Raw genomic sequence first — 20,364 nt, forward strand, 5'->3', positions numbered from 1 at the left:
GGTGGTCGGGTGACGGGCGGGCATTACTGGCAGGCGTCGCAGGACTCGGGGTTCTCGAGGGAGCAGGCGACCGCGTCGGGGTCGGTGACCTGCGGTACGGGGACGGTCGCCCGTGCGGCGCGGGCGATCCTCGTCGCCGGGCGCGAGCGCAGGTAGTACGTCGTCTTCAGCCCCTGCTTCCAGGCGTACGCGTACATCGAGGAGAGCTTGCCGATGGTCGGCGTCTCCAGGAACAGGTTCAGGGACTGCGACTGGTCGAGGAACGGGGTGCGTGCCGCCGCCATGTCGATCAGGCCGCGCTGCGGGATCTCCCAGGCCGTGCGGTACAGCGCCCGTACGTCCGCCGGGATCCAGGCGAAGTCCTGCACCGAGCCGTTGGCCTCGCGCAGCGCCTCGCGGGTACGGGCGTCCCACACGCCGAGCCGCTTCAGCTCCGCGACGAGGTAGGAGTTGACCTGGAGGAACTCGCCGGACAGGGTCTCGCGCTTGAACAGGTTGGAGACCTGCGGCTCGATGCACTCGTAGACACCGGCGATGGAGGCGATCGTGGCGGTGGGCGCGATCGCCAGCAGCAGCGAGTTGCGCAGCCCGGTCGCGGCGATCCGCTCGCGCAGCGCGGCCCAGCGCGCGGGCCAGGTGAGCTCGACGTCGTAGTGGTCGGGGTGCAGCACGCCCCGCGCGGTCCGCGTCTTCTCCCAGGCGGGCAGCGGGCCGTCGCGCTCGGCGAGGTCGGCGGACGCCTCGTACGCGGCGAGCATGACGCGCTCGGCGATCCGGGTGGACAGCGCCTTGGCCTCGGGGGAGTCGAAGGGCAGCCGCAGCTGGAAGAGGACGTCCTGCAGGCCCATCGCGCCCAGGCCCACCGGACGCCAGCGGGCGTTGGAGCGGCCGGCCTGCTCGGTCGGGTAGAAGTTGATGTCCACGACCCGGTCGAGGAAGGTGACGGCCGTGCGGACCGTCTCGTCCAGGCGCTCCCAGTCGATGTCACCGTCGCGCACGAAGGCGCCGAGGTTGACCGAGCCGAGGTTGCAGACCGCCGTCTCCCCGTCGTCCGTGATCTCCAGGATCTCGGTGCACAGGTTGGAGGAGTGCACGACGTGCCCGGGCAGGGCGGTCTGGTTGGCGGTCCGGTTGGCGGCGTCCTTGAAGGTCATCCAGCCGTTGCCGGTCTGCGCGAGGGTGCGCATCATACGGCCGTACAGCTCACGGGCCGGGAGGGCCTTGCGCGCCAGCCCCGCGCGCTCCGCCTCGCGGTACGCCGCGTCGAACTCCTCGCCCCACAGGTCGACCAGTTCGGGCACGTCGGCGGGGGAGAACAGGCTCCATGGCCCGTCGGCCTCGACCCGGCGCATGAACTCGTCCGGGACCCAGTGCGCGAGGTTCAGGTTGTGTGTACGGCGGGCGTCCTCACCGGTGTTGTCCCGCAGCTCCAGGAACTCCTCGATGTCGGAGTGCCAGGTCTCCAGGTAGACCGCGGCGGCGCCCTTGCGCCGGCCGCCCTGGTTCACGGCGGCGACCGAGGCGTCCAGCGTCTTCAGGAACGGCACGATGCCGTTGGAGTGCCCGTTCGTCCCCCGGATCAGCGAACCCCGGGCACGGACGCGGGAGTACGACAGACCGATGCCGCCCGCGTGCTTGGAGAGGCGCGCGACCTGGTGGTAGCGGTCGTAGATCGAGTCCAGCTCGTCCTTGGGGGAGTCCAGGAGGTAGCACGACGACATCTGGGGGTGCCGGGTGCCGGAGTTGAAGAGGGTGGGGGAGGACGGCAGGTACTCCAGGCGGCTCATCAGCCGGTAGAGCGCGGCGACCTCGTCCACCGCCCCGGCGGTGTCGTCGGCGGCGAGACCGGCGGCGACGCGCAGCAGGAAGTGCTGGGGCGTCTCGATCACCTTGCGGGTGTGCGGGTGCCGCAGCAGGTAGCGGCTGTGGAGGGTGCGCAGACCGAAGTAGCCGAACCGGTCGTCGGCGGCGGGGTCGACGAGCGCGTCGAGCCGGGCGGCGTGCGTCCGGGCGAACGCGGCCGTCCGGTCGGCGACGAGGCCCTCGCGGTGCCCGGTCGCGACCGACTCGGTGAAGGTCGTCACGCCCTGCGAGGCCGCCTCGGCGGCGATGGAGCGGGTGAGCAGCCGCGCGGCCAGCCTGCTGTACGCGGGGTCCTCGGAGATGAGCCCGGCCGCCGCCTCGGTGGCGAGCTCGCGCAGCTCCGTCTCGTCGGCCCGGGCGGACCGGCCGCGCAGCGCGGCGGCGGCGACCCGGCCGGGGTCGGCGTCGGGGAGGTCGGCGGTCAGCTCGGTCAGGGTCCGCAACAGCGCGGCACCGGGACCCTCGTTCTCCGGTTCGGCCGCCGCTGAGGCCGGTTCGGCTGGCGCGATGGTCACGTGAGGCTCTCCCTCGCTCGGCACGGGGCCTTGCGGAGGCAGGGGGCAGCTCACGAGCGCACGGGGCGTCGCGTCCACCGGCCCATTCCACGAGGCCCGGACGTCGGAGCGCACCGGCCAGGGTGGCCGGGACGCACTGCCGGCAGGTCCTCGGACTGACGATGTGCACGCGACATGCACAAGTACACCGTTGCGGGACAGTTCCGGATTCGCACCGGATTCCCCTGCGGCGACAGCGAGCATGAGCATACATCTTGTGCTCGCCTGCCGCGCCACCCCTAGATGTTGTGGCGGACTGGTGTCAGAGCGTCAACTCATAGGTGAGGAGCATGAGGTCGGTCAGCTCCGGCAGGGGGTTCCAGTCCCGGTCCGGAGTGCGGACGAAGCCCATGCGCTCGTAGAGGCGGTGGGCGGAGCGCATGGTGGGCTGGGAGGAGAGGATCACCCGCACACAGCCCTCCGTGGCGCGGGCACGGTCGACGCAGGCGCGGACCAGCGCCTCGCCGGCGCCACGGCCCCGGGCCGCGTGGTCGACGGCGAGCATACGGATCTCCGCCTCGCCGCGGCGGGCCAGATCGGCCATCGGGCCGCCGTCCGGGACGAAGGTCACGCCGCCGAGGACGCGGTCGTGCTCGACGGCCACGAGCACCTGTGCGGCGGCCGCGCGCTTGGCCACGTCCTTGAGCTCGCCGAGGTAGTCGTCGCTCTCGCCGAAGTCGAGGAAGCCGTCCTGGAGATAGGCCCGTGCGGTGATCTCGCCGAGGATGCCGTACTCGCCGGGGTCCGCCTGCCGGATCACGATGTCCATACGGACGAGTCTGCCGTAGGGCGTGTCCCGCCGGTCGGGCCGGGCCCCCCGGCATCATCGACACGACAACCCCCGCGCACACGGCGGCGGGCCGCCGGATTTCTCCGACGGCCCGCCGTGTGCCGGTGGTTCAGTGGGCGGAGCCCGCCGTGGCCGGCGGCAGCTCCACCTGGACGCCGGGGTCGCCCGCGTCCGCCGTGTAGTCCTGCGGCTTCGTCTCGTCGACGCCCTCGGGGGCCTTCGCGGCCCTCAGGACGAAGGTCAGGACGACCGTGACCAGCACATTGAGCACGAACGCCGTCAGACCGATGTAGCCGATCTCACCGATGCCCGGGATCTCCTTGGCCGAGCCGCCGAAGTGCGGCTGGGTCGGGGACGCCACCCCGTACGCGGCGACCGTGCCGTAGATCATGCCGACCGCCCAGCCGGCCAGCAGCGCCCAGCGGTGGAACCAGCGGGTGAACAGGCCGCCGACCAGGGCCGGGAAGGTCTGCAGGATCCAGATGCCGCCCAGCAGCTGGAAGTTGATGGCGACCGTCTTGTCCATGGTGAGGACGAAGACCAGCGCGCCCACCTTCACCAGGAGGGACACGATCTTGGAGACCTTGGTCTCCTGGGCGGGCGTGGCGTCGGGTTTGATGAAGTCCTTGTAGATGTTGCGGGTGAACAGGTTCGCCGCCGCGATGGACATGATCGCCGCCGGCACCAGCGCGCCGATGCCGATGGCCGCGAAGGCCACGCCCGCGAACCAGTCGGGGAACATGTTCTCGAACAGCTGCGGGATCGCCAGCTGCCCGTTCTGCACCTTGATCCCGGCCGCGATCGCCATGAAGCCCAGCAGCGCCAGCAGACCCAGCATCAGGGAGTACAGCGGCAGGATCGTGGTGTTGCGCCGGATCACCTCACGGCTGCGCGAGGACAGCGTCGCGGTGATCGAGTGCGGGTACATGAACAGCGCGAGCGCGGAGCCCAGCGCCAGCGTGGCGTACGTCCACTGGCCCGCCTCGCCCGGGGCCAGCGCACCGCGCGGCGCGCCGGTGGCCGGGTTGGTCTGCGCGAAGGCGTCGCCCGCCTTGGCGAAGATCTCGTCGAAGCCGCCGAGCTTGATCGGGATGTAGATGATCGCCACCGCGATGACGAGGTAGATCAGCGTGTCCTTGACGAAGGCGATCAGCGCGGGGGCGCGCAGTCCCGACGAGTAGGTGTACGCCGCCAGCACGCCGAAGGCGATGAGCAGCGGCAGGTCCTTGACGAACCAGTGGGTGCTCTCGCCGCCGCCGACGCCCATCACGTCCAGGACGGCCTGGATGCCGACGAGCTGGAGCGCGATGTAGGGCATCGTCGCCAGGATGCCGGTGACCGCCACGGCCAGCGACAGGCTCTTGGAGCCGAACCGACCGCGCACGAAGTCCGAGGTCGTCACATAGCCGTGCTTGTGCGAGACCGACCACAGCCGCGGCAGGAACGTGAAGACCAGCGGGTAGACCAGGATGGTGTACGGCACCGCGAAGAAGCCCGCCGCGCCGGCCGCGTAGATGGCCGCCGGGACCGCCACGAAGGTGTACGCGGTGTACAGGTCGCCGCCGAGCAGGAACCAGGTGACCCAGGTGCCGAACGACCGGCCGCCCAGGCCCCATTCGTCGAGGCTGTGCTCGTTCTCGGCCTTGCGCCAGCGCGCGGCCAGGAAGCCCATGACCGTGACGGCCAGGAAGAAGAAGATGAAGACGCCGAGTGCGACGCCGTTCACGCCGTCGTTCATTCCGCCGCACCGCCCTTCCGCGAGGCGCGGGCGCGCTGGTCACGCCGCCACAGCGTGTACGCCGTCATCGTCAGCAGCGTCGAGAGCAGCACCCACAGCATCTGGTACCAGTAGAAGAAGGGGATGCCGATGAACTCCGGGTCGGTCTTGGCGTACGAACCCACCCACAGCATCGCCACGAAGGGCGCTGCCAGGCAGAGACCGATGACCACCCGGGTCGGCGTCACCACGCCTCTGTTCACTTCTGGGGCATCTGACATCTGACGGCTCCGTCCCCTTGTTGATCGCCTGTGAAATGCCCGGGCAATCTAGGTGACGGCGCGACCGCAGCGGAAGGCCTTGACCGTTGTTCGGTTGTGGAGGAATCGTGTGCGTGGCACAGGGCCGTTGAGCAGCGGCGTCAGCGCCTCAGTCCCGCGGCCGCTTCAGTCGCGCGACGAACTTGTACCGGTCGCCGCGGTAGACCGACCGCACCCACTCCACCGGCTGGCCGTCGCGGTCCAGCGAGTGCCGGGACAGCATGAGCATCGGCAGGCCCACGTCGGTGCCGAGCAGGCCCGCCTCGCGGGGGGTGGCCAGGGAGGTCTCGATGGTCTCCTCGGCCTCGGCGAGGTGGACGTCGTAGACCTCGGCGAGCGCGGTGTAGAGCGAGGTGTACTTGACCAGCGACCGGCGCAGGGCGGGGAAGCGCTTGGCCGACAGGTGCGTGGTCTCGATGGCCATCGGCTCGCCGTTCGCCATGCGCAGCCGCTCGATGCGCAGCACCCGGCCGCCGGCCGTGATGTCGAGCAGGCCGGCCAGGCGGTCGTCGGCGGTGATGTAGCCGATGTCCAGCAGCTGTGAGGTCGGCTCCAGGCCCTGGGCGCGCATGTCCTCGGTGTACGAGGTGAGTTGCAGCGCCTGCGACACCTTCGGCTTGGCGACGAACGTGCCCTTGCCCTGGATGCGCTCGAGCCGGCCCTCGACGACGAGTTCCTGAAGGGCCTGACGCACGGTCGTGCGCGAGGTGTCGAACTCGGCGGCGAGCGTGCGCTCGGGCGGCACCGGCGTGCCCGGCGCCTGGGTCTCCGTCATGTCGAGGAGGTGCTTCTTCAGGCGGTAGTACTTGGGCACGCGGGCGGTACGGACGGGGACGCCGCTCTCGTTCTCCGCACTGCTGACGTCGGTGCTCATGCTCCGCCTTCCCGGCTCCGGCTGCGGCTCACATCGTGGCACGGCCGCGTGGGGCCTGTCCCCGTACGCTCCGTGATCTGTTCTGTATACCGTCGCCGCGTCGTTTGGTCTAGTCCACAGAATGCAGTGGTACAGCGACTGATGGCGGCTGTGAGCCGCCTTTTCGAGGGTTTCTTACTTAAAGGTTCCTGCATATGTAGGTCGCATAACGGCTGGTCGGAGGCTATTCGCGCACCCTTGACACCCTTTCTGGTCTGGTCCAAGCTCCGGGTACTGGTCTACACCATTGGTCCAGGTCCCGGCCCATCGCTAGTGCGGGGAGGCAGGGGGGTTTGTGGCATCCCTGAGGAGGATGGCGTGAAGCGCAGGCTGATATCCGCGATCGGTGTCGCGGGCATGATGATCTCCCTGGCGGCGTGCGGGGGCGACGACGGCGACGGCGGCGGCAAGGCCGGGGCGGACGGCTACGCGGGCGAGACGCTCACGGTGTGGGTGATGGACGGTTCCTCGCCCGACCAGTGGCAGAAGGACGTCGCCGCGGCGTTCGAGAAGAAGACCAAGGCCAAGGTCAAGTTCGAGATCCAGCAGTGGAACGGCATCCAGCAGAAGCTGACCACCGCCCTCTCCGAGGACAACCCCCCGGACGTCTTCGAGATCGGCAACACCCAGACCCCGGCGTACGCCAAGACCGGCGGCCTCGCCGACCTGGCGGAGCTGAAGAGCGAGATCGGCGGCGAGTGGACGGCGTCCCTCAACGAGTCCTCGATCTTCGAGGGCAAGCAGTACGCGGCGCCCTGGTACTTCGCCAACCGCGTCGTGCTCTACAACAAGAAGGTCTGGGCCGACGCCGGCATCAAGGACACGCCCAAGACCCGCGACGAGTTCTACGCCGACCTCAAGCAGATCGGCGAGAAGACCGACGCCGAGCCGATCTACCTGCCCGGCCAGAACTGGTACCACTTCGTCGGCCTCACCATCGGTGAGGGCGTCCAGCTGGTGAAGGAGCAGGACGGCAAGTACGTCTCCAACCTCGACGACCCCAAGGTCGCCGCCGCGATGGAGACCTACAAGAAGTTCCAGGCCCTGTCCAAGGCCCCCAAGGACAAGGACGAGGCCACCCCGCAGCAGGGCGAGGTCTTCGGCAAGGGCGACGTCGGCGCCTTCATCGGCATGGGCTGGGAGGCCGGCATCGCCATCAAGGCGAACCCGAAGATCGAGAAGGAGATCGGCTACTTCACCATCCCCGGTGCCACGGCCGACAAGCCTGAGGGTGTCTTCCTCGGCGGCTCCAACCTCGCGGTCGCCGCGGGCAGCAAGAAGCAGGAGCTGGCCAAGGAGTTCCTGAAGATCGCCCTGTCCGACACGTACGAGGGCGAGCTCGCCAAACTCAACGGCGTTATCCCCAACAAGGAGTCGCTGCAGAGCAACCTGAAGGGCAACGCGGTCGCCGAGGCCGCCGCGCCGGCCGCCGCGGGCGGTGGCACCACGCCGCTGATCCCCGAGTGGGCCGCCGTGGAGAACGCGCCGAACCCGGTGAAGACGTACATGACCGCCGTGCTGAACGGCAAGTCGCCGGCCGCCGCCGCCAAGCAGGTCGAGGACGAGTTCAACAAGCGCCTCGCGCAGCAGCAGTAAGGGCACCGGGTGCGGGGGCCGGCCGTCGGGCCGCCCCCCGCACTCTCGTTCCGGTAGGTCGAGAAGAGAGATCGCGAGCATGACCGTGCAGACCGAACGGCCGCCCTCCGGTCCGGTGGACGTGGCGAAGACGACGCCGGGCCGACCCGGCGGGCCCAGACCCGCGACGGGGAAGCGCGCGGGCACGTTCGTCCCGTACCTCCTGCTGCTGCCGGCCTGCGCGGCCACCGTGCTGCTGCTCGGCTGGCCGCTGCTGAAGGACGTGCTGCTGTCGTTCCAGAACCTCAACATGGCGCAGCTGATCCAGCACGTCACCGAGTGGAACGGCGTCGAGAACTACAAGCAGGTCCTCACCGGCGAGGACTTCTGGCGCGTCACCCTGCGCTCGATCCTGTTCACGGCGGTCAACGTCGTCCTGATCATGGTCGCGGGAACGCTGGTCGGCCTGCTGCTCGCCCGCCTCGGCCGGCGGATGCGGGTCACGCTCATGATGGGGCTCGTGCTGGCGTGGGCGATGCCCGTGGTCGCCGCGAGCACCGTCTACCAGTGGCTGTTCGCCCAGCGCTTCGGCGTCGTCAACTGGGTGCTCGACAAGCTGGGCTGGCACTCGATGGCCGACTACAGCTGGACCAGCAGCCAGATGTCCACGTTCTTCGTGGTCACGCTGCTGATCGTGTGGATGTCGATCCCGTTCGTCGCGATCAACCTCTACGCGGCCACGACCACCATCCCCGGCGAGCTGTACGAGGCCGCGGCCCTGGACGGCGCGGGCGTGTGGAAGAGCTTCACCACGGTGACCATGCCGTTCCTGCGCCCCTTCCTGTACGCCACGACCTTCCTCGAGGTCATCTGGGTCTTCAAGGCGTTCGTACAGGTCTTCACCATCAACGGCGGCGGGCCCGACCGGCTCACCGAGATCCTGCCCGTCTACGCCTACATCGAGGGCGTCGGAAACCAGCACTACGGCATGGGCGCCGCGATCGCCGTCCTGACCATCCTGATCCTGCTCGGCCTGACCGCGTACTACCTCAGGATCGTGCTCAAGCAAGAGGAGGACGAGCTGTGAAGCGCTCACTCTTCGGCCGCCTGTGGCCCAACGTCACGGCCGTCGTCCTGTTCGTCGGCTTCGTCTTCCCCGTGTACTGGATGTTCGCCACGGCGTTCAAGCCGACCGGCGACATCATCTCCGAGGACCCGGTCTGGTTCCCGGCCGACATCACCTTCGAGCACTTCCGGCGGGCCACCGGCGTCGACCACTTCTGGACCTACGTCGGCAACTCGCTGATCGTCACCGTCTGTGCGGTCGCCTTCGCCCTGGTCATCGCGCTCGCCGGCGCGTTCGCCCTCGCCCGGATGCGCTTCCGGGGGCGACGCGGGTTCGTCGTCGGCTTCATGCTGGCCCAGATGGCGCCCTGGGAGGTCATGATCATCGCGATGTACATGATCGTCCGGGACGCGTCGATGCTCAACAGCCTTCTGCCGCTGACGGTCTTCTACATGATGATGATCCTGCCCTTCACCATCCTGACGCTGCGCGGCTTCGTCGCCGCGGTGCCCCGGGAGCTGGAGGAGGCGGCGATGGTCGACGGCTGCACCCGCTCCCAGGCCTTCCTCAAGGTCATCCTGCCGCTGCTCGCACCGGGACTGATGTCCACGTCCCTGTTCGGCTTCATCACCGCGTGGAACGAGTTCCCGCTGGTCCTGGTGCTGAACAAGGAGGCTGAGTCGCAGACGCTGCCGCTGTGGCTGTCCAGCTTCCAGACCGCGTTCGGCAACGACTGGGGCGCGACCATGGCGGCGTCCTCCCTCTTCGCCGTCCCGATCCTGATCCTCTTCGTCTTCCTGCAGCGCAGGGCTGTCAGCGGCCTGACGGCCGGCGCCGTGAAGGGATAACGCCACCCGATGACGACAATCGCCAGCGGCACCGACACACTCACGCGCGATGCCCTGACCGTCCTCCAGCCGGGCTTCACCGGCACCACGGCCCCGGACTGGCTGCTGCGCCGGCTCGGGGAGGGCCTCGCCTCCGTCGGACTGTTCGGCCGCAACATCGCCTCGCCCGAGCAACTGGCGGCCCTCACCGCCCAGCTGCGCGCCGAGCGCGACGACGTCCTCGTGGCGATCGACGAGGAGGGCGGTGACGTGACGCGGCTGGAGGTGCGCTCCGGCTCCAGCTTCCCCGGCAACCACGCCCTCGGCGCCGTGGACGACGTCGCGCTCACCCGCCAGGTCGCGGCCGAACTGGGCCGCCGCCTCGCCGCCTGCGGGGTCAACCTCAACTGGGCGCCGTCGGCCGACGTCAACTCCAACCCGGCCAACCCGGTGATCGGCGTGCGCTCCTTCGGCGCCGACACCGCCCTGGCCGCCCGGCACACCGCGGCCTATGTCACCGGCCTCCAGTCGGCGGGCGTCGCGGCGTGCACCAAGCACTTCCCCGGCCACGGCGACACCGCCGTCGACTCCCACCACGCCCTGCCCCGTATCGACGCCGGCGCCTCGGTGCTGACGGAGCGCGAACTCGCCCCGTTCCGCGCGGCGATCGCGGCCGGCACCCGGGCGGTGATGAGCGCGCACATCCTCGTCCCCGCCCTGGACCCGGAGCGCCCGGCGACCCTGTCCCGCGGCATCCTGACCGGACTGCTGCGCGGCGAACTCGGCTACACCGGCCTCATCGTCACCGACGGCATGGAGATGCAGGCCATCGCCGCCACCTACGGCATCGAACGCGGCAGCGTCCTCGCGATCGCGGCCGGCGCCGACGCGATCTGCGTGGGCGGCGGCCTCGCCGACGACGAGACGGTACGGCGGCTGCGCGACGCCCTCGTCACGGCCGTCCGCTCGGGCGAACTCCCCGAGGCGCGGCTCGCGGAGGCGGCCGAACGCGTCCGCGAGCTGGCCCGCTGGACGGCCACCGCCGCGGCGGACCCGGTGGAGGCGCGCCCCGACATCGGCCTCGTCGCGGCCCGCCGCGCCCTGCGGCTGACGGGCGCCGCGTCCTTCACCCCGCTCACCGAGGCGCCCTACGTCGCCGCCTTCACGCCGGTCGCCAACATCGCCGTGGGCGACGAGACCCCGTGGGGCGTGGCCGCGGACCTGGACCGTCTCCTCCCCGGTACCCGGACCGGCAGCCACACGGGCGAGGACGCGGGCCTGGAGGCCCTGGCGGCGGCCGGCGACCGCCGCCTGGTGGCGGTCGTGCGCGACGAGCACCGCCACCCCTGGATGGCGGCGGCCCTGGACGACCTGCTCACGGCCCGCCCCGACACGATCGTGGTCGAGATGGGCGTCCCCCAGGCCGCCCCGCGCGGCAGCCTGCACATCGCCACCCACGGCGCGGCCCGCGTCTGCGGCCGCGCGGCGGCCGAGGTCATCGCGGGCGTCCAGGCAGGATGACGGAAGGCGCCGGTCCCCCGAGGGGAACCGGCGCCCGAGTCGTGGGCAGGGGGCTCAGATCCCCTGCCAGTCGGGCTTGGCGGCGTACGTCTGCCGGAAGTAGTCCGCCAGCTTCAGCTTGGAGGCGGCCGCCTCGTCGACGACGACCGTGGCGTGCGGGTGCAGCTGCAGCGCCGACGCCGGGCACACCGCGGCGACCGGCCCCTCGACGGTCGCGGCGACCGCGTCCGCCTTGCCCTCGCCGGTGGCCAGCAGCACCAGGTGCCGCGCCTCCAGGATCGTCCCGATGCCCTGGGTGATCACGTGGTGCGGGACCTGCTCGATGTCCCCGTCGAAGAAGCGCGCGTTGTCCACCCGGGTCTGCTCGGTGAGCGTCTTGATCCGGGTCCGCGAGGCCAGCGACGAACAGGGCTCGTTGAAGCCGATGTGCCCGTCCGTGCCGATCCCGAGCAGCTGGAGGTCGACGCCGCCGGCCGCCGCCAGGGCCGCGTCGTACGCCTCGCACGCGGCCTGCACGTCCTCGGCCGTGCCGTCCGGACCCATGAACGCGTCCATGCCGATGCCCAGCGGTTCCAGCACCTCGCGCCGCAGCACCGAGCGGTAGGACTCCGGGTGCTCGGCGGGAAGCCCCACGTACTCGTCGAGCTGCGCGATGCGCGCCCGCGAGGCGTCGACGGCACCGGAGCGCACCTTGGCCGCGAGCGCGGTGTAGACGGGCAGCGGTGTCGACCCGGTGGCTACACCGAGCAGGGCGTCGGGCTTGCGTCGGAGCAGCTGGGCCATGGCCTCGGCTATCAGCTCGCCGCCCGCCTGGGCGTCCGGAACGATGACAACTTCCACGCTGGGCCTGCCGATCTGAAGAGGGACTCGAAGGGCACCCTGAAGGGAGCATGTGGTTTAGACCAATCTAACAGAGCGGGGCCCTCGGGCCCAGGTGAGCGCGCCCCGTGAGCCGCCGCCCGCGGCCCGGCGCGAGGGGCCTTCCACGGCTCCGGCGCGATTCCCACGCCCCGGCACGAGAGGTGCCGAATGGGGGGATCCAGGACGAACCGGGTCCGCCCGCTGGAATTGCCCCGGCCGACCCGCCCCGACATGAACCCGTACGGGTTAGGCTGCGTGATGCATGACAGGGCGACCGACGGGCTCGGGCCGGTCCGAGAGCCCGCTCGGAAGCGCCAACAGCGAACAAGCTCCCACGCATGGACACACCCGAGTGGTCTAGTCCACAATGCCAGGGAGTGCGTAGCGAAGTACGCACCGACTTCCGCCTTCCCCGCACAGGAAGGCGGACCGAGGAACCGGAGCTCTCTGCCCTGACTGCCCCGGGTCCTCACCTCGGCCGACCGGGACCGCACACCCCACGGCCGATATTGCTCCGGGCTGCGGTGCCGGGAGGGTTGAGGGTCCCTCTCAGGCGCCGCGGCCCGCGGGTGTCTTCGGGGCCGTACGGCCTCCGAGGGCGGCGTTCGGGCCCCGTCCGTAACCCCAGGTACGCTCGGCCTCGTGCCCTCCATGAACGAACTCGTACGCCAGCACACGGCCCTCGACGACACCGACCTCGAGTGGCTTCATCTGCTGGTCTCGGAGTGGCAGCTGCTCTCCGACCTCTCCTTCGCCGACCTCGTGCTGTGGGTGCCCACCAGCGACGGCACCCGCTATGTCTCCGTGGCGCAGATGCGGCCCAACACCGGCCCGACCTCCTACCAGGACGACATGGTCGGCCACCTCGTCCCGCGCGGCCGCCGCCCCATGCTGGACGCCGCGCTCGACGAGGGCCGCATCGTGCGCGAGGGCGACCCGGAGTGGCGCGAGGAGGTCCCGGTCCGCGTCGAGTCGATCCCGGTCCGGCGGGAGGGCCGCGTCCTCGGCGTCATCGCCCGCAACACCAACCTGCTCACCGTCCGCACCCCGAGCCGTCTCGAGCTCACCTATCTGCAGAGCGCCTCGGACCTCGCGCAGATGATCGCGGCCGGCTCGTTCCCGTTCGCCAACCAGCAGGTCGACATGGACGCCTCGCCGCGTGTCGGCGACGGCCTGATCCGCGTGGACGCCGACGGCGTCGTCCAGTACGCCTCCCCGAACGCCCTCTCCGCCTACCACCGCCTCGGTCTCGCGGCCGACCTGGTCGGCCACCACCTGGGCCGGACGACCGCCGAACTCGCCCCGACCCACGGCCCGGTGGACGAGGCGCTCGCCAAGGTCGCCAGCGGCTGGGCGCCCCGTGAGTTCGAGATCGAGTCCGGCGACGGCGTCATCCAGTTCCGGGCGATCCCGCTCAAGCCCAAGGGCATCCGCATCGGTTCGCTGGTGCTGCTGCGGGACGTCACCGAACTGCGCCGCCGCGAGCGCGAGTTGATCACCAAGGACGCGACGATCCGGGAGATCCACCACCGGGTCAAGAACAACCTCCAGACGGTGGCCGCCCTGCTGCGCCTGCAGGCCCGGCGCATCGAGTCCGACCGCGGCCGCGAGGCCCTGGAGGAGGCGGTCCGACGCGTCGGCTCGATCGCCATCGTGCACGAGACGCTCAGCCAGAACCTGGACGAGCGCGTCGAGTTCGACGAGATCGCCGACCGGGTGCTCGCGATGGTCGCCGAGATCTCGCCCGGCAAGGTCACCGGCCGGCGCACGGGCCGCTTCGGCATCCTGGACGCCGAGGTCGCCACCCCGCTGTCCATGGTGCTGACCGAAGTCCTGCAGAACGCGCTGGAGCACGGGTTCCGCGACGGCGACACCGGCACCGTCGAGGTGTCGGCGGTCCGCGGCGGGACGGCCAAGCAGGCACGGCTCCTGGTCACCGTCCAGGACGACGGCGTCGGCCTGCCCGAGGGCTTCGACCCGCACACCGCGGGCAACCTCGGCCTGCAGATCGTGCGGACGCTCGTCGAGGGCGAGTTGGGCGGCTCCTTCGACATGGTGCCCGCGCCGGAGCGGGGCACCCGGGTGATCCTCGACATCCCGGTGCGGGCGGCCAAGTAGCACCGGCCGGGGGAGTGGCCCGCGGCGGGGGGAGTGCGGACAGCAAAGAGCCCCGGACCAGAAGGTCCGGGGCCAGTGCTCGTTGCTGCTCGCCAGCAAGGCGATGGTCATCCCTTGCTCGACCGGGGCCGAGTGTCGGGGGAGCATCGGGGGTACTGCGCGCTGCGGCTCGGGGGCGGGAGATGCGTACGCGCTGTACGCGCCGCCAAGCTCAGGCTGTTCTTACGGGGTGAGAGTGTCAGGCGGAGGCCTGACGGGCCCGGTTGCGGGCGGCGCGGCGCTTCATGGCACGGCGCTCGTCCTCGCTGAGACCACCCCAGACGCCGGAGTCCTGACCGGACTCGAGCGCCCACTGCAGGCACTGCTCGATAACCGGGCAGCGACGGCAGACGGCCTTGGCTTCCTCGATCTGCAGCAGCGCAGGACCGGTGTTGCCGATGGGGAAGAACAGCTCGGGGTCTTCCTCGCGGCAAACGGCGTTGTGACGCCAGTCCATGGCTGCTACCTCTCCTTGATTACATGCGGGTTGCTTGTGAATGTGAACGCTTTCACGAATCCCTCAACAAGTGAAGGGCCTATCGCCAGGTTTCCCGGCGTGGGTCCTGTGAGTTGAAGGGGATTCTGGTGATCAGTGGAGGCCGGTCTTGCGGGCCGTCCCGATCGCCATGAAGAGACTCGCAAACCTCGGCGGCGGATACAACCCCTTCCGAAAAGTTTTTTTTGATTCCTCGGTGTCGACTAGGTCACAGCCGTACTTCCATGGGGTGGATCCTGGCCTAAACGTTCGAGTGAAAGGACTTTCGCCCGTTCCGCTCACACAATCACACGCAGTGCACGGCGTACGCCTGTGAACGTCACGCTCGTACGCAGCCCCAGGTGGTCGCCGTCCATCTGAAGGGGCAGGGGCACCTTCGAATGCAAGGTGAACCGGTCCAGGTCATGCAGCGAGACCGCGTGCTTGCCCTGGGGTCCCCGCTCCGGGGACGAAGTGAGCAACTGGGTCGCATACCGGGCAACCGCGACCGTGGACATTCGGCTGAGACCGAGTACGTCGAGACCGGTATCGAACGAGGCCTTAGGTGCCGCGTACACGGGGCGATTGAGCAGATACGTCCACGGAGCGGTGTTGCAGACGATGGACAGCACCAAATCGGTCACCGGGTCCTCACCCGGCCGCTCCAGGGTGATCGTGCCGTGCCGGCGGTTGGGTTCCTGGAGGAACTGGCGTACCACCTGGCGCAGATACAGCGCGTGCGTGGACTTCCGGCCCTGCTCGCGCTGCTGCTCGACCCGGCCCACGACCCCCGCGTCGAAGCCGAGCCCCGCGCAGAAGGTGAACCACCGGCCCGGCACCGTCTCGTCGGCACTCCCCGGGGTGCCGGCGGCTATCCCCATGCCGACCGTGCGCTCGCTGCCCTCGCGCAGGGCGTCGAGCAGGGCGCCGGTCGCCTCGACGGCGTCGTTGGGCAGCCCGAGGGCGCGGGCGAAGACGTTCGTGGAACCGCCGGGGACCACCGCGAGACGCGGCAGGCCCTCCGGATCGGGGCCGTTGTGCAGCAGGCCGTTGACGACCTCGTTCACCGTGCCGTCGCCGCCGAGGGCGACCACCAGATCGATGTCGTTGCTGTCCGCCGCCTGCCGGCCCAGGTCGCGCGCGTGGCCGCGGTACTCGGTGGTGACCGCCTCCAGCTTCATCTCGCTGGCGAGCGCATGGATCAGGACATCGCGCGTACGTGCGCTTGTGGTGGTTGCCGCCGGATTGACCACGAGAAGTGCACGCATGACTGGCAGCGTACCTACTGGGGGGTACCGGGCACAGGCCGAGGCGGGGATCGACCGGGACATTCCGCGTGAGCCTCGCCACGGGGGAGCCGGGGGACCTCGGCCGGAAAGGGGCCCCGCACGGAGGGCTACCCTTCAGGAGTGACCAAGCAGCAGACCCCCACTCCCGAGGAAACCGCCGGTCCGCGCCCGCGGCGGCTGACCTACGCCGCCGTGCTCACCGCCCTGGAAGGGTTGGCACTGGCCGCCGGCGGCATCTGGGTCCTGGTGCTCGGACTCACCGGGGACCCCGACGACCGGCAGCAGGCCGTCACTCTCGGTGTCACGCTCGTCGTCCTCGCCCTGCTGCCGCTGCTCGCCGCGCGCGGACTGTTCGCCCTGCGCAGCTGGAGCCGGGGACCGTCCGTGATCACCCAGATCCTGGCGCTGCCGGTGGCCTACAGCCTGCTGCAGGCCGACAGCATCGCCATCCCGGTGGGGATCGCCGTCGCCGCCGCGGCGATCGCCACGCTGGTCTTCCTGGTCAGCCCGTCGACCACGCAGGCCCTCGGCATCCGGCGGCCCGGCGCCGAACCCGACGAGCGGTAACCACCGGCCTGTCCGGACCCGGCCGCCACGCCCGCGCGGCGCTCACTCCTCCACGAGCAGCTTCTCCCGCAGCTGCGCCAGCGTGCGCGCCAGCAGACGCGAGACGTGCATCTGGGAGATGCCGACCTCCTGCGCGATCTGCGACTGGGTCATGTTGCCGAAGAAGCGCAGCAGCAGGATGCGCTTCTCGCGCGGCGGGAGGTCCTCCAGCAGCGGCTTCAGAGACTCGCGGTACTCGACGCCCTCCAGCGCCTCGTCCTCCGCGCCCAGGGTGTCCGCGACCGCCGGCGACTCGTCGTCGGTGTCGGGGACGTCCAGGGACAGAGTGGAGTAGGCGTTGGCCGACTCCAGGCCCTCCAGGACCTCCTCCTCCGAGATCGCCAGCTTCTCGGCGAGCTCGTGGACGGTGGGGGAGCGGCCGTGCAGCTGGGACAGCTCCGCGGTGGCCGTCGTGAGGGCGAGGCGCAACTCCTGGAGCCGGCGCGGGACGCGGACCGCCCAGCCCTTGTCACGGAAGTGCCGCTTGATCTCCCCGACGACCGTCGGTGTCGCGTATGTCGAGAACTCCACGCCGCGGTCCGGGTCGAACCGGTCGACCGACTTGATCAGTCCGATGGTGGCGACCTGGGTGAGGTCGTCGAGCGGCTCGCCTCGGTTGCGGAAGCGGCGCGCGAGGTGCTCCACGAGCGGCAGATGCATCCGGACCAGCCGGTTGCGCAGCTCCGCGTACTCCGGGGTGCCGTCCTGCAGCCCGCGCAGCTCGATGAACAGGGCGCGTGCCCCGCTGCGGTCCCGCGGGTCGTGGCGTGTGGCCTGCGCGCCGCGCGCGCTCGTCGCCCGGTCCTCGGCGTATCGCTCGTGCTCGCTCATCGTCCCGCCCGTCGCCCTCTCCCGAGCCCCCGCCGCCGGCCGGGCCGGGGAGACCCCGATGCGCCCGGCCGTGGGCGCGCCCTGCACGGCACCCTCGTCATCCCGTCCGTCGTCCAGGAGGCCGGTCGCCACGGAGTCGTCCTCCGGGTGCGGCCGGGCCTGCTCGGGGATGCCGTCGATGCCGTCCGCCATGCGGCGGGAACCGCTCGGGCCGCTCGGGCCCGCCCCCGGGCTCCCGGCTCCGTCGGAGCAGGGGGAGGTGCCGTCCGGCAGCTCCCGTGCGCCGCGCTCTTCGTCCCGCACCGGCCCGTCCCCGTCCCTCACGCCGGCCCGGGTCCCGCGCCGCGCTGTTTGTAGAGGCTGATCGACACGGTCTTGTCCTCGTCCACCGCCGAGGAGACCTTGCCGGCCAGGGCCGACAGGACGGTCCAGGCGAAGGTGTCCCGGGACGGGGCGTGGCCGTCCGTAGTCGGGGCCGAGACGGTGACCTCCAGCGAGTCGTCGACGAGCCGGAACACGCAGCTGAGCACCGAGCCGGGCACGGCCTGCTGGAGCAGGATCGCGCAGGCCTCGTCCACCGCGATGCGAAGGTCCTCGATCTCGTCGAGGGTGAAGTCCAAACGGGCGGCGAGGCCGGCAGTCGCCGTACGCAGCACCGACAGGTAGGCACCCGCAGCCGGCAGCCGGACTTCCACGAAGTCCTGGGTCACGGGCTCGCCTGCGATCTGGGACACCCTCACCTCCAAGGTGGTACAAGCTTCTCGGGGCCGAGGGTCGCCCCCCGGGGTAACGCGATCTGTGGTTCAGCGGTGACGCTACCGCGCTTCGAAGTTTCCTGTCCCCAGGACCCCAACCCCTTGCTGTCACTCATAGTAAACACACGGATACGCTCCGTGGCTAGGGGGTCTGCGGGCCCAATTGGGAAGAGCGCGCGCCGGTTTGACGTACCCAGACGTCAGACGGTCGAACCGTCCGGTTCCGGCGCCGTCCAGCCTACGTCCCCGTCACACGAGGACGTGGTCCACGAAGCACCATCGCCAGCGCTCGCCGGGCTCGAAGGTCCGCATGACCGGGTGCCCGGACTCCTTGTGGTGCCTGGTGGCGTGCCGTCCGGGCGAGGAGTCGCAGCAGCCGACGTGACCGCAGGTGAGGCAGATCCGCAGCTGCACCGGATGCGTGCCCTCCGCCAGACACTCCGGACACGTCTCGCTCAGCGGTTCGGGTTCCGGGTGCGGCAGCCCATCGGCGTGCGTGCACTGTTTCATGATTGCCAGGTTACGACGGCCGCGCGCGGCCCCGCGCGCGAAAATCATGGCCGGGGAGTGCGGGTGGCCGCGTCCCCGGACGCGACGAGCGGCCACGCGCGAGCGCGGGCGACGGACGAGGGTGGGCGAGAAGCATGGACGTGATGCCGCTGCTGTTCCTGGTGGCGGGAAGCGCGGCGGTGGCCGCGCTCGCCCGGCGGGTCCCCGTGCCGGCACCCCTGCTGCTGGTCGCGGCCGGACTCATGGTGTCGTACGTGCCGGGCGTGCCCGACTACACGCTCGACCCGCACGTCGTGCTGCCCCTGATCCTGCCGCCGCTGCTCTACACGGCGGCCACCGACAGCTCCTACCTCGACCTGCGCGCGCAACTGCGCCCCGTGGCGCTGCTGTCCGTGGGGTACGTCCTGTTCGCGACCGTCGTCGTGGGCTACGCCGCCTACCGCCTCATCCCCGGTCTCCCGCTGACCGCGGCCCTGGTGCTGGGCGCGGTCGTGGCGCCGCCGGACGCGGTCGCGGCGACGGCCGTCGCCCGCCGGGTGGGGCTGCCGTCACGGATCACCACGATCCTCCAGGGCGAGTCCCTGGTGAACGACGCCACCGCGATCACCGTCTACCGGGTCGCCGTCGCCGCGGCCGTCGGAGAGGGCGCCACCTGGGCCGGCGGCATCCGGGAGTTCCTGCTGGCCGCGGTCGGCGGCGTCGCCGTCGGACTGGTGCTGATGGTGCCGATCCACTGGCTGCGCACCCACCTGAAGGAGGCGCTGCTGCAGAACACGCTGTCGCTGCTGACTCCCTTCGTGGCGTACGCGGCCGCCGAGCAGGTGCACGCCTCCGGTGTGCTCGCCGTCGTGGTCGTCGCCCTCTACCTCGGACACCGCGCGTGGGAGGTCGACTTCGCGACCCGGCTCCAGGAGGAGGCGGTGTGGAAGATGGTCGCGTTCGTGCTGGAGTCGGCCGTGTTCGCCCTGATCGGCCTGCAACTTCCGGTCGTGCTCAAGGGCCTCGGGGAGTTCGAGGGCTCCACCGCCGCCTGGTACGCGACCGTCCTGTTCGCCGTCGTCGTCGTCACGCGGTTCCTGTGGGTCTATCCGGCGACCTTCCTGCCGCGGATGCTCTCGGCCCGGATCAGGGAGCGCGAGGAGGACCCGACCTGGAAGGGGCCGTTCGTCATCTCCTGGGCCGGGATGCGGGGCGTGGTCTCCCTCGCCATCGCGTTCTCCATCCCGCTCACGACGCACGAGGGCCAGCCTTTCCCCCAGCGCAACCTCATCCTGTTCCTGACCTTCACCACGGTGATCGGCACCCTCGTCGTGCAGGGCGTGACGCTGCCGCCGCTGATCCGCCTGCTGAAGCTGCCCGGCCGCGATCCCCAGGCCGAGACCCTCGCCGAGGCCAACGCCCAGGCGCAGGCGTCCCGGGTCGCCGAGGAGCGCCTGCGGGAACTCCTCGCCGACGAGCGCAACACTCTCCCCGAGCCCCTGGCCGAGCGCCTGATGTCGGTCCTGGAACGCCGGCGCAACTCCGTCTGGGAACGCCTCGGCCAGGCCAACCCGATCACCGGCGAGTCCGTCGACGACACCTACCGGCGTCTGTCCCGGGAGGCGATCGGCGCCGAGCGCTCCGTCTTCGTCAAGCTGCGCGACGGCCGCTACATCGACGACGAGATGCTGCGCACCCTGCTGCGCAGGCTGGATCTGGAGGAGGCGGCGGCCTACCGCGAGGGGGGCTGACCCG

The 20,364-nt window shown here is 70.6% G+C and carries 18 protein-coding genes and 1 riboswitch; of the genes, 7 read left to right on the top strand and 11 right to left on the bottom strand.

Annotation, left to right across the window (positions count from 1 at the left end; all coding sequences use genetic code 11):
- Positions 1-23: 23 nt before the first annotated feature.
- From ACFRAC_RS10200 to ACFRAC_RS10220, 5 genes are all read right to left on the bottom strand, one after another.
- A complete protein-coding gene (locus ACFRAC_RS10200) occupies positions 24-2,378 on the bottom strand; it encodes a ribonucleoside-diphosphate reductase subunit alpha (RefSeq protein WP_382923082.1) in 2,355 nt (784 codons plus the stop codon).
- A gap of 123 nt (positions 2,379-2,501) precedes the next feature.
- A riboswitch (cobalamin riboswitch) is annotated at positions 2,502-2,634 on the bottom strand.
- A gap of 45 nt (positions 2,635-2,679) precedes the next feature.
- Positions 2,680-3,186 (bottom strand): GNAT family N-acetyltransferase, encoded by a 507-nt coding sequence (locus ACFRAC_RS10205; protein WP_382923084.1) that lies wholly within the window; start codon positions 3,184-3,186, stop codon positions 2,680-2,682.
- Between the two features lie 130 nt (positions 3,187-3,316).
- Positions 3,317-4,945 (bottom strand): monocarboxylate uptake permease MctP, encoded by a 1,629-nt coding sequence (gene mctP, locus ACFRAC_RS10210; RefSeq protein WP_382923086.1) that lies wholly within the window; start codon positions 4,943-4,945, stop codon positions 3,317-3,319.
- Entirely contained in the window at positions 4,942-5,205 is a 264-nt protein-coding gene (locus tag ACFRAC_RS10215) for a DUF3311 domain-containing protein (RefSeq protein ID WP_382923088.1), read from the bottom strand. Before ACFRAC_RS10215 ends, mctP begins: the two co-directional genes overlap by 4 nt.
- Positions 5,206-5,353: 148 nt before the next feature.
- Positions 5,354-6,118 carry a GntR family transcriptional regulator gene (locus ACFRAC_RS10220; RefSeq protein ID WP_382923090.1) on the bottom strand — a complete coding sequence of 255 codons (765 nt, stop codon included), beginning with the start codon at positions 6,116-6,118 and terminating at the stop codon, positions 5,354-5,356.
- 357 nt (positions 6,119-6,475) lie between these two features.
- On the opposite strand from ACFRAC_RS10220, the gene ACFRAC_RS10225 reads away from it, so the two are divergent.
- From ACFRAC_RS10225 to ACFRAC_RS10240, 4 genes are all read left to right on the top strand, one after another.
- Positions 6,476-7,753, top strand: coding sequence for an extracellular solute-binding protein (locus tag ACFRAC_RS10225; protein WP_382923093.1), 1,278 nt, complete (start codon positions 6,476-6,478; stop codon positions 7,751-7,753).
- A gap of 79 nt (positions 7,754-7,832) precedes the next feature.
- On the top strand, positions 7,833-8,819 hold the full coding sequence (locus tag ACFRAC_RS10230; RefSeq protein ID WP_382923095.1) for a carbohydrate ABC transporter permease: 987 nt from the start codon (positions 7,833-7,835) through the stop codon (positions 8,817-8,819).
- A complete protein-coding gene (locus tag ACFRAC_RS10235; protein WP_382923097.1) occupies positions 8,816-9,646 on the top strand; it encodes a carbohydrate ABC transporter permease in 831 nt (276 codons plus the stop codon). Before ACFRAC_RS10230 ends, ACFRAC_RS10235 begins: the two co-directional genes overlap by 4 nt.
- 9 nt (positions 9,647-9,655) lie before the next feature.
- Entirely contained in the window at positions 9,656-11,146 is a 1,491-nt protein-coding gene (locus tag ACFRAC_RS10240) for a glycoside hydrolase family 3 protein (protein ID WP_382923099.1), read from the top strand.
- Positions 11,147-11,200: 54 nt separating this feature from the next.
- Here the strand turns inward: ACFRAC_RS10240 and nagB are convergent, their stop codons facing one another.
- Positions 11,201-11,986 (bottom strand): glucosamine-6-phosphate deaminase, encoded by a 786-nt coding sequence (gene nagB, locus ACFRAC_RS10245; protein ID WP_382923101.1) that lies wholly within the window; start codon positions 11,984-11,986, stop codon positions 11,201-11,203.
- Between the two features lie 672 nt (positions 11,987-12,658).
- On the opposite strand from nagB, the gene ACFRAC_RS10250 reads away from it, so the two are divergent.
- Positions 12,659-14,125, top strand: a complete 1,467-nt coding sequence (locus ACFRAC_RS10250; protein ID WP_382923242.1) for a sensor histidine kinase — start codon at positions 12,659-12,661, stop codon at positions 14,123-14,125.
- A gap of 238 nt (positions 14,126-14,363) precedes the next feature.
- Here the strand turns inward: ACFRAC_RS10250 and ACFRAC_RS10255 are convergent, their stop codons facing one another.
- Both ACFRAC_RS10255 and ACFRAC_RS10260 read right to left on the bottom strand, forming a co-directional pair.
- Entirely contained in the window at positions 14,364-14,621 is a 258-nt protein-coding gene (locus tag ACFRAC_RS10255) for a WhiB family transcriptional regulator (RefSeq protein ID WP_003992873.1), read from the bottom strand.
- A 317-nt stretch (positions 14,622-14,938) separates the two neighbouring features.
- Positions 14,939-15,907, bottom strand: coding sequence for a diacylglycerol/lipid kinase family protein (locus tag ACFRAC_RS10260; protein ID WP_382923103.1), 969 nt, complete (start codon positions 15,905-15,907; stop codon positions 14,939-14,941).
- A 141-nt stretch (positions 15,908-16,048) separates the two neighbouring features.
- On the opposite strand from ACFRAC_RS10260, the gene ACFRAC_RS10265 reads away from it, so the two are divergent.
- On the top strand, positions 16,049-16,495 hold the full coding sequence (locus tag ACFRAC_RS10265) for a hypothetical protein (protein ID WP_382923105.1): 447 nt from the start codon (positions 16,049-16,051) through the stop codon (positions 16,493-16,495).
- Positions 16,496-16,537: 42 nt separating this feature from the next.
- Here ACFRAC_RS10265 and ACFRAC_RS10270 read toward each other — a convergent pair whose 3' ends face one another.
- From ACFRAC_RS10270 to ACFRAC_RS10280, 3 genes are all read right to left on the bottom strand, one after another.
- Positions 16,538-17,668 carry a SigB/SigF/SigG family RNA polymerase sigma factor gene (locus tag ACFRAC_RS10270; protein ID WP_382923107.1) on the bottom strand — a complete coding sequence of 377 codons (1,131 nt, stop codon included), beginning with the start codon at positions 17,666-17,668 and terminating at the stop codon, positions 16,538-16,540.
- A gap of 17 nt (positions 17,669-17,685) precedes the next feature.
- Positions 17,686-18,099 (bottom strand): hypothetical protein, encoded by a 414-nt coding sequence (locus tag ACFRAC_RS10275; protein WP_055624136.1) that lies wholly within the window; start codon positions 18,097-18,099, stop codon positions 17,686-17,688.
- Positions 18,100-18,369: 270 nt separating this feature from the next.
- A complete protein-coding gene (locus ACFRAC_RS10280) occupies positions 18,370-18,630 on the bottom strand; it encodes a UBP-type zinc finger domain-containing protein (RefSeq protein ID WP_361344778.1) in 261 nt (86 codons plus the stop codon).
- A gap of 134 nt (positions 18,631-18,764) precedes the next feature.
- On the opposite strand from ACFRAC_RS10280, the gene ACFRAC_RS10285 reads away from it, so the two are divergent.
- Positions 18,765-20,360 (top strand): Na+/H+ antiporter, encoded by a 1,596-nt coding sequence (locus tag ACFRAC_RS10285; RefSeq protein WP_382923110.1) that lies wholly within the window; start codon positions 18,765-18,767, stop codon positions 20,358-20,360.
- Positions 20,361-20,364: the final 4 nt, after the last annotated feature.

The organism is Streptomyces sp. NPDC056628, assembly GCF_042792555.1.
GTDB lineage: Bacteria > Actinomycetota > Actinomycetes > Streptomycetales > Streptomycetaceae > Streptomyces.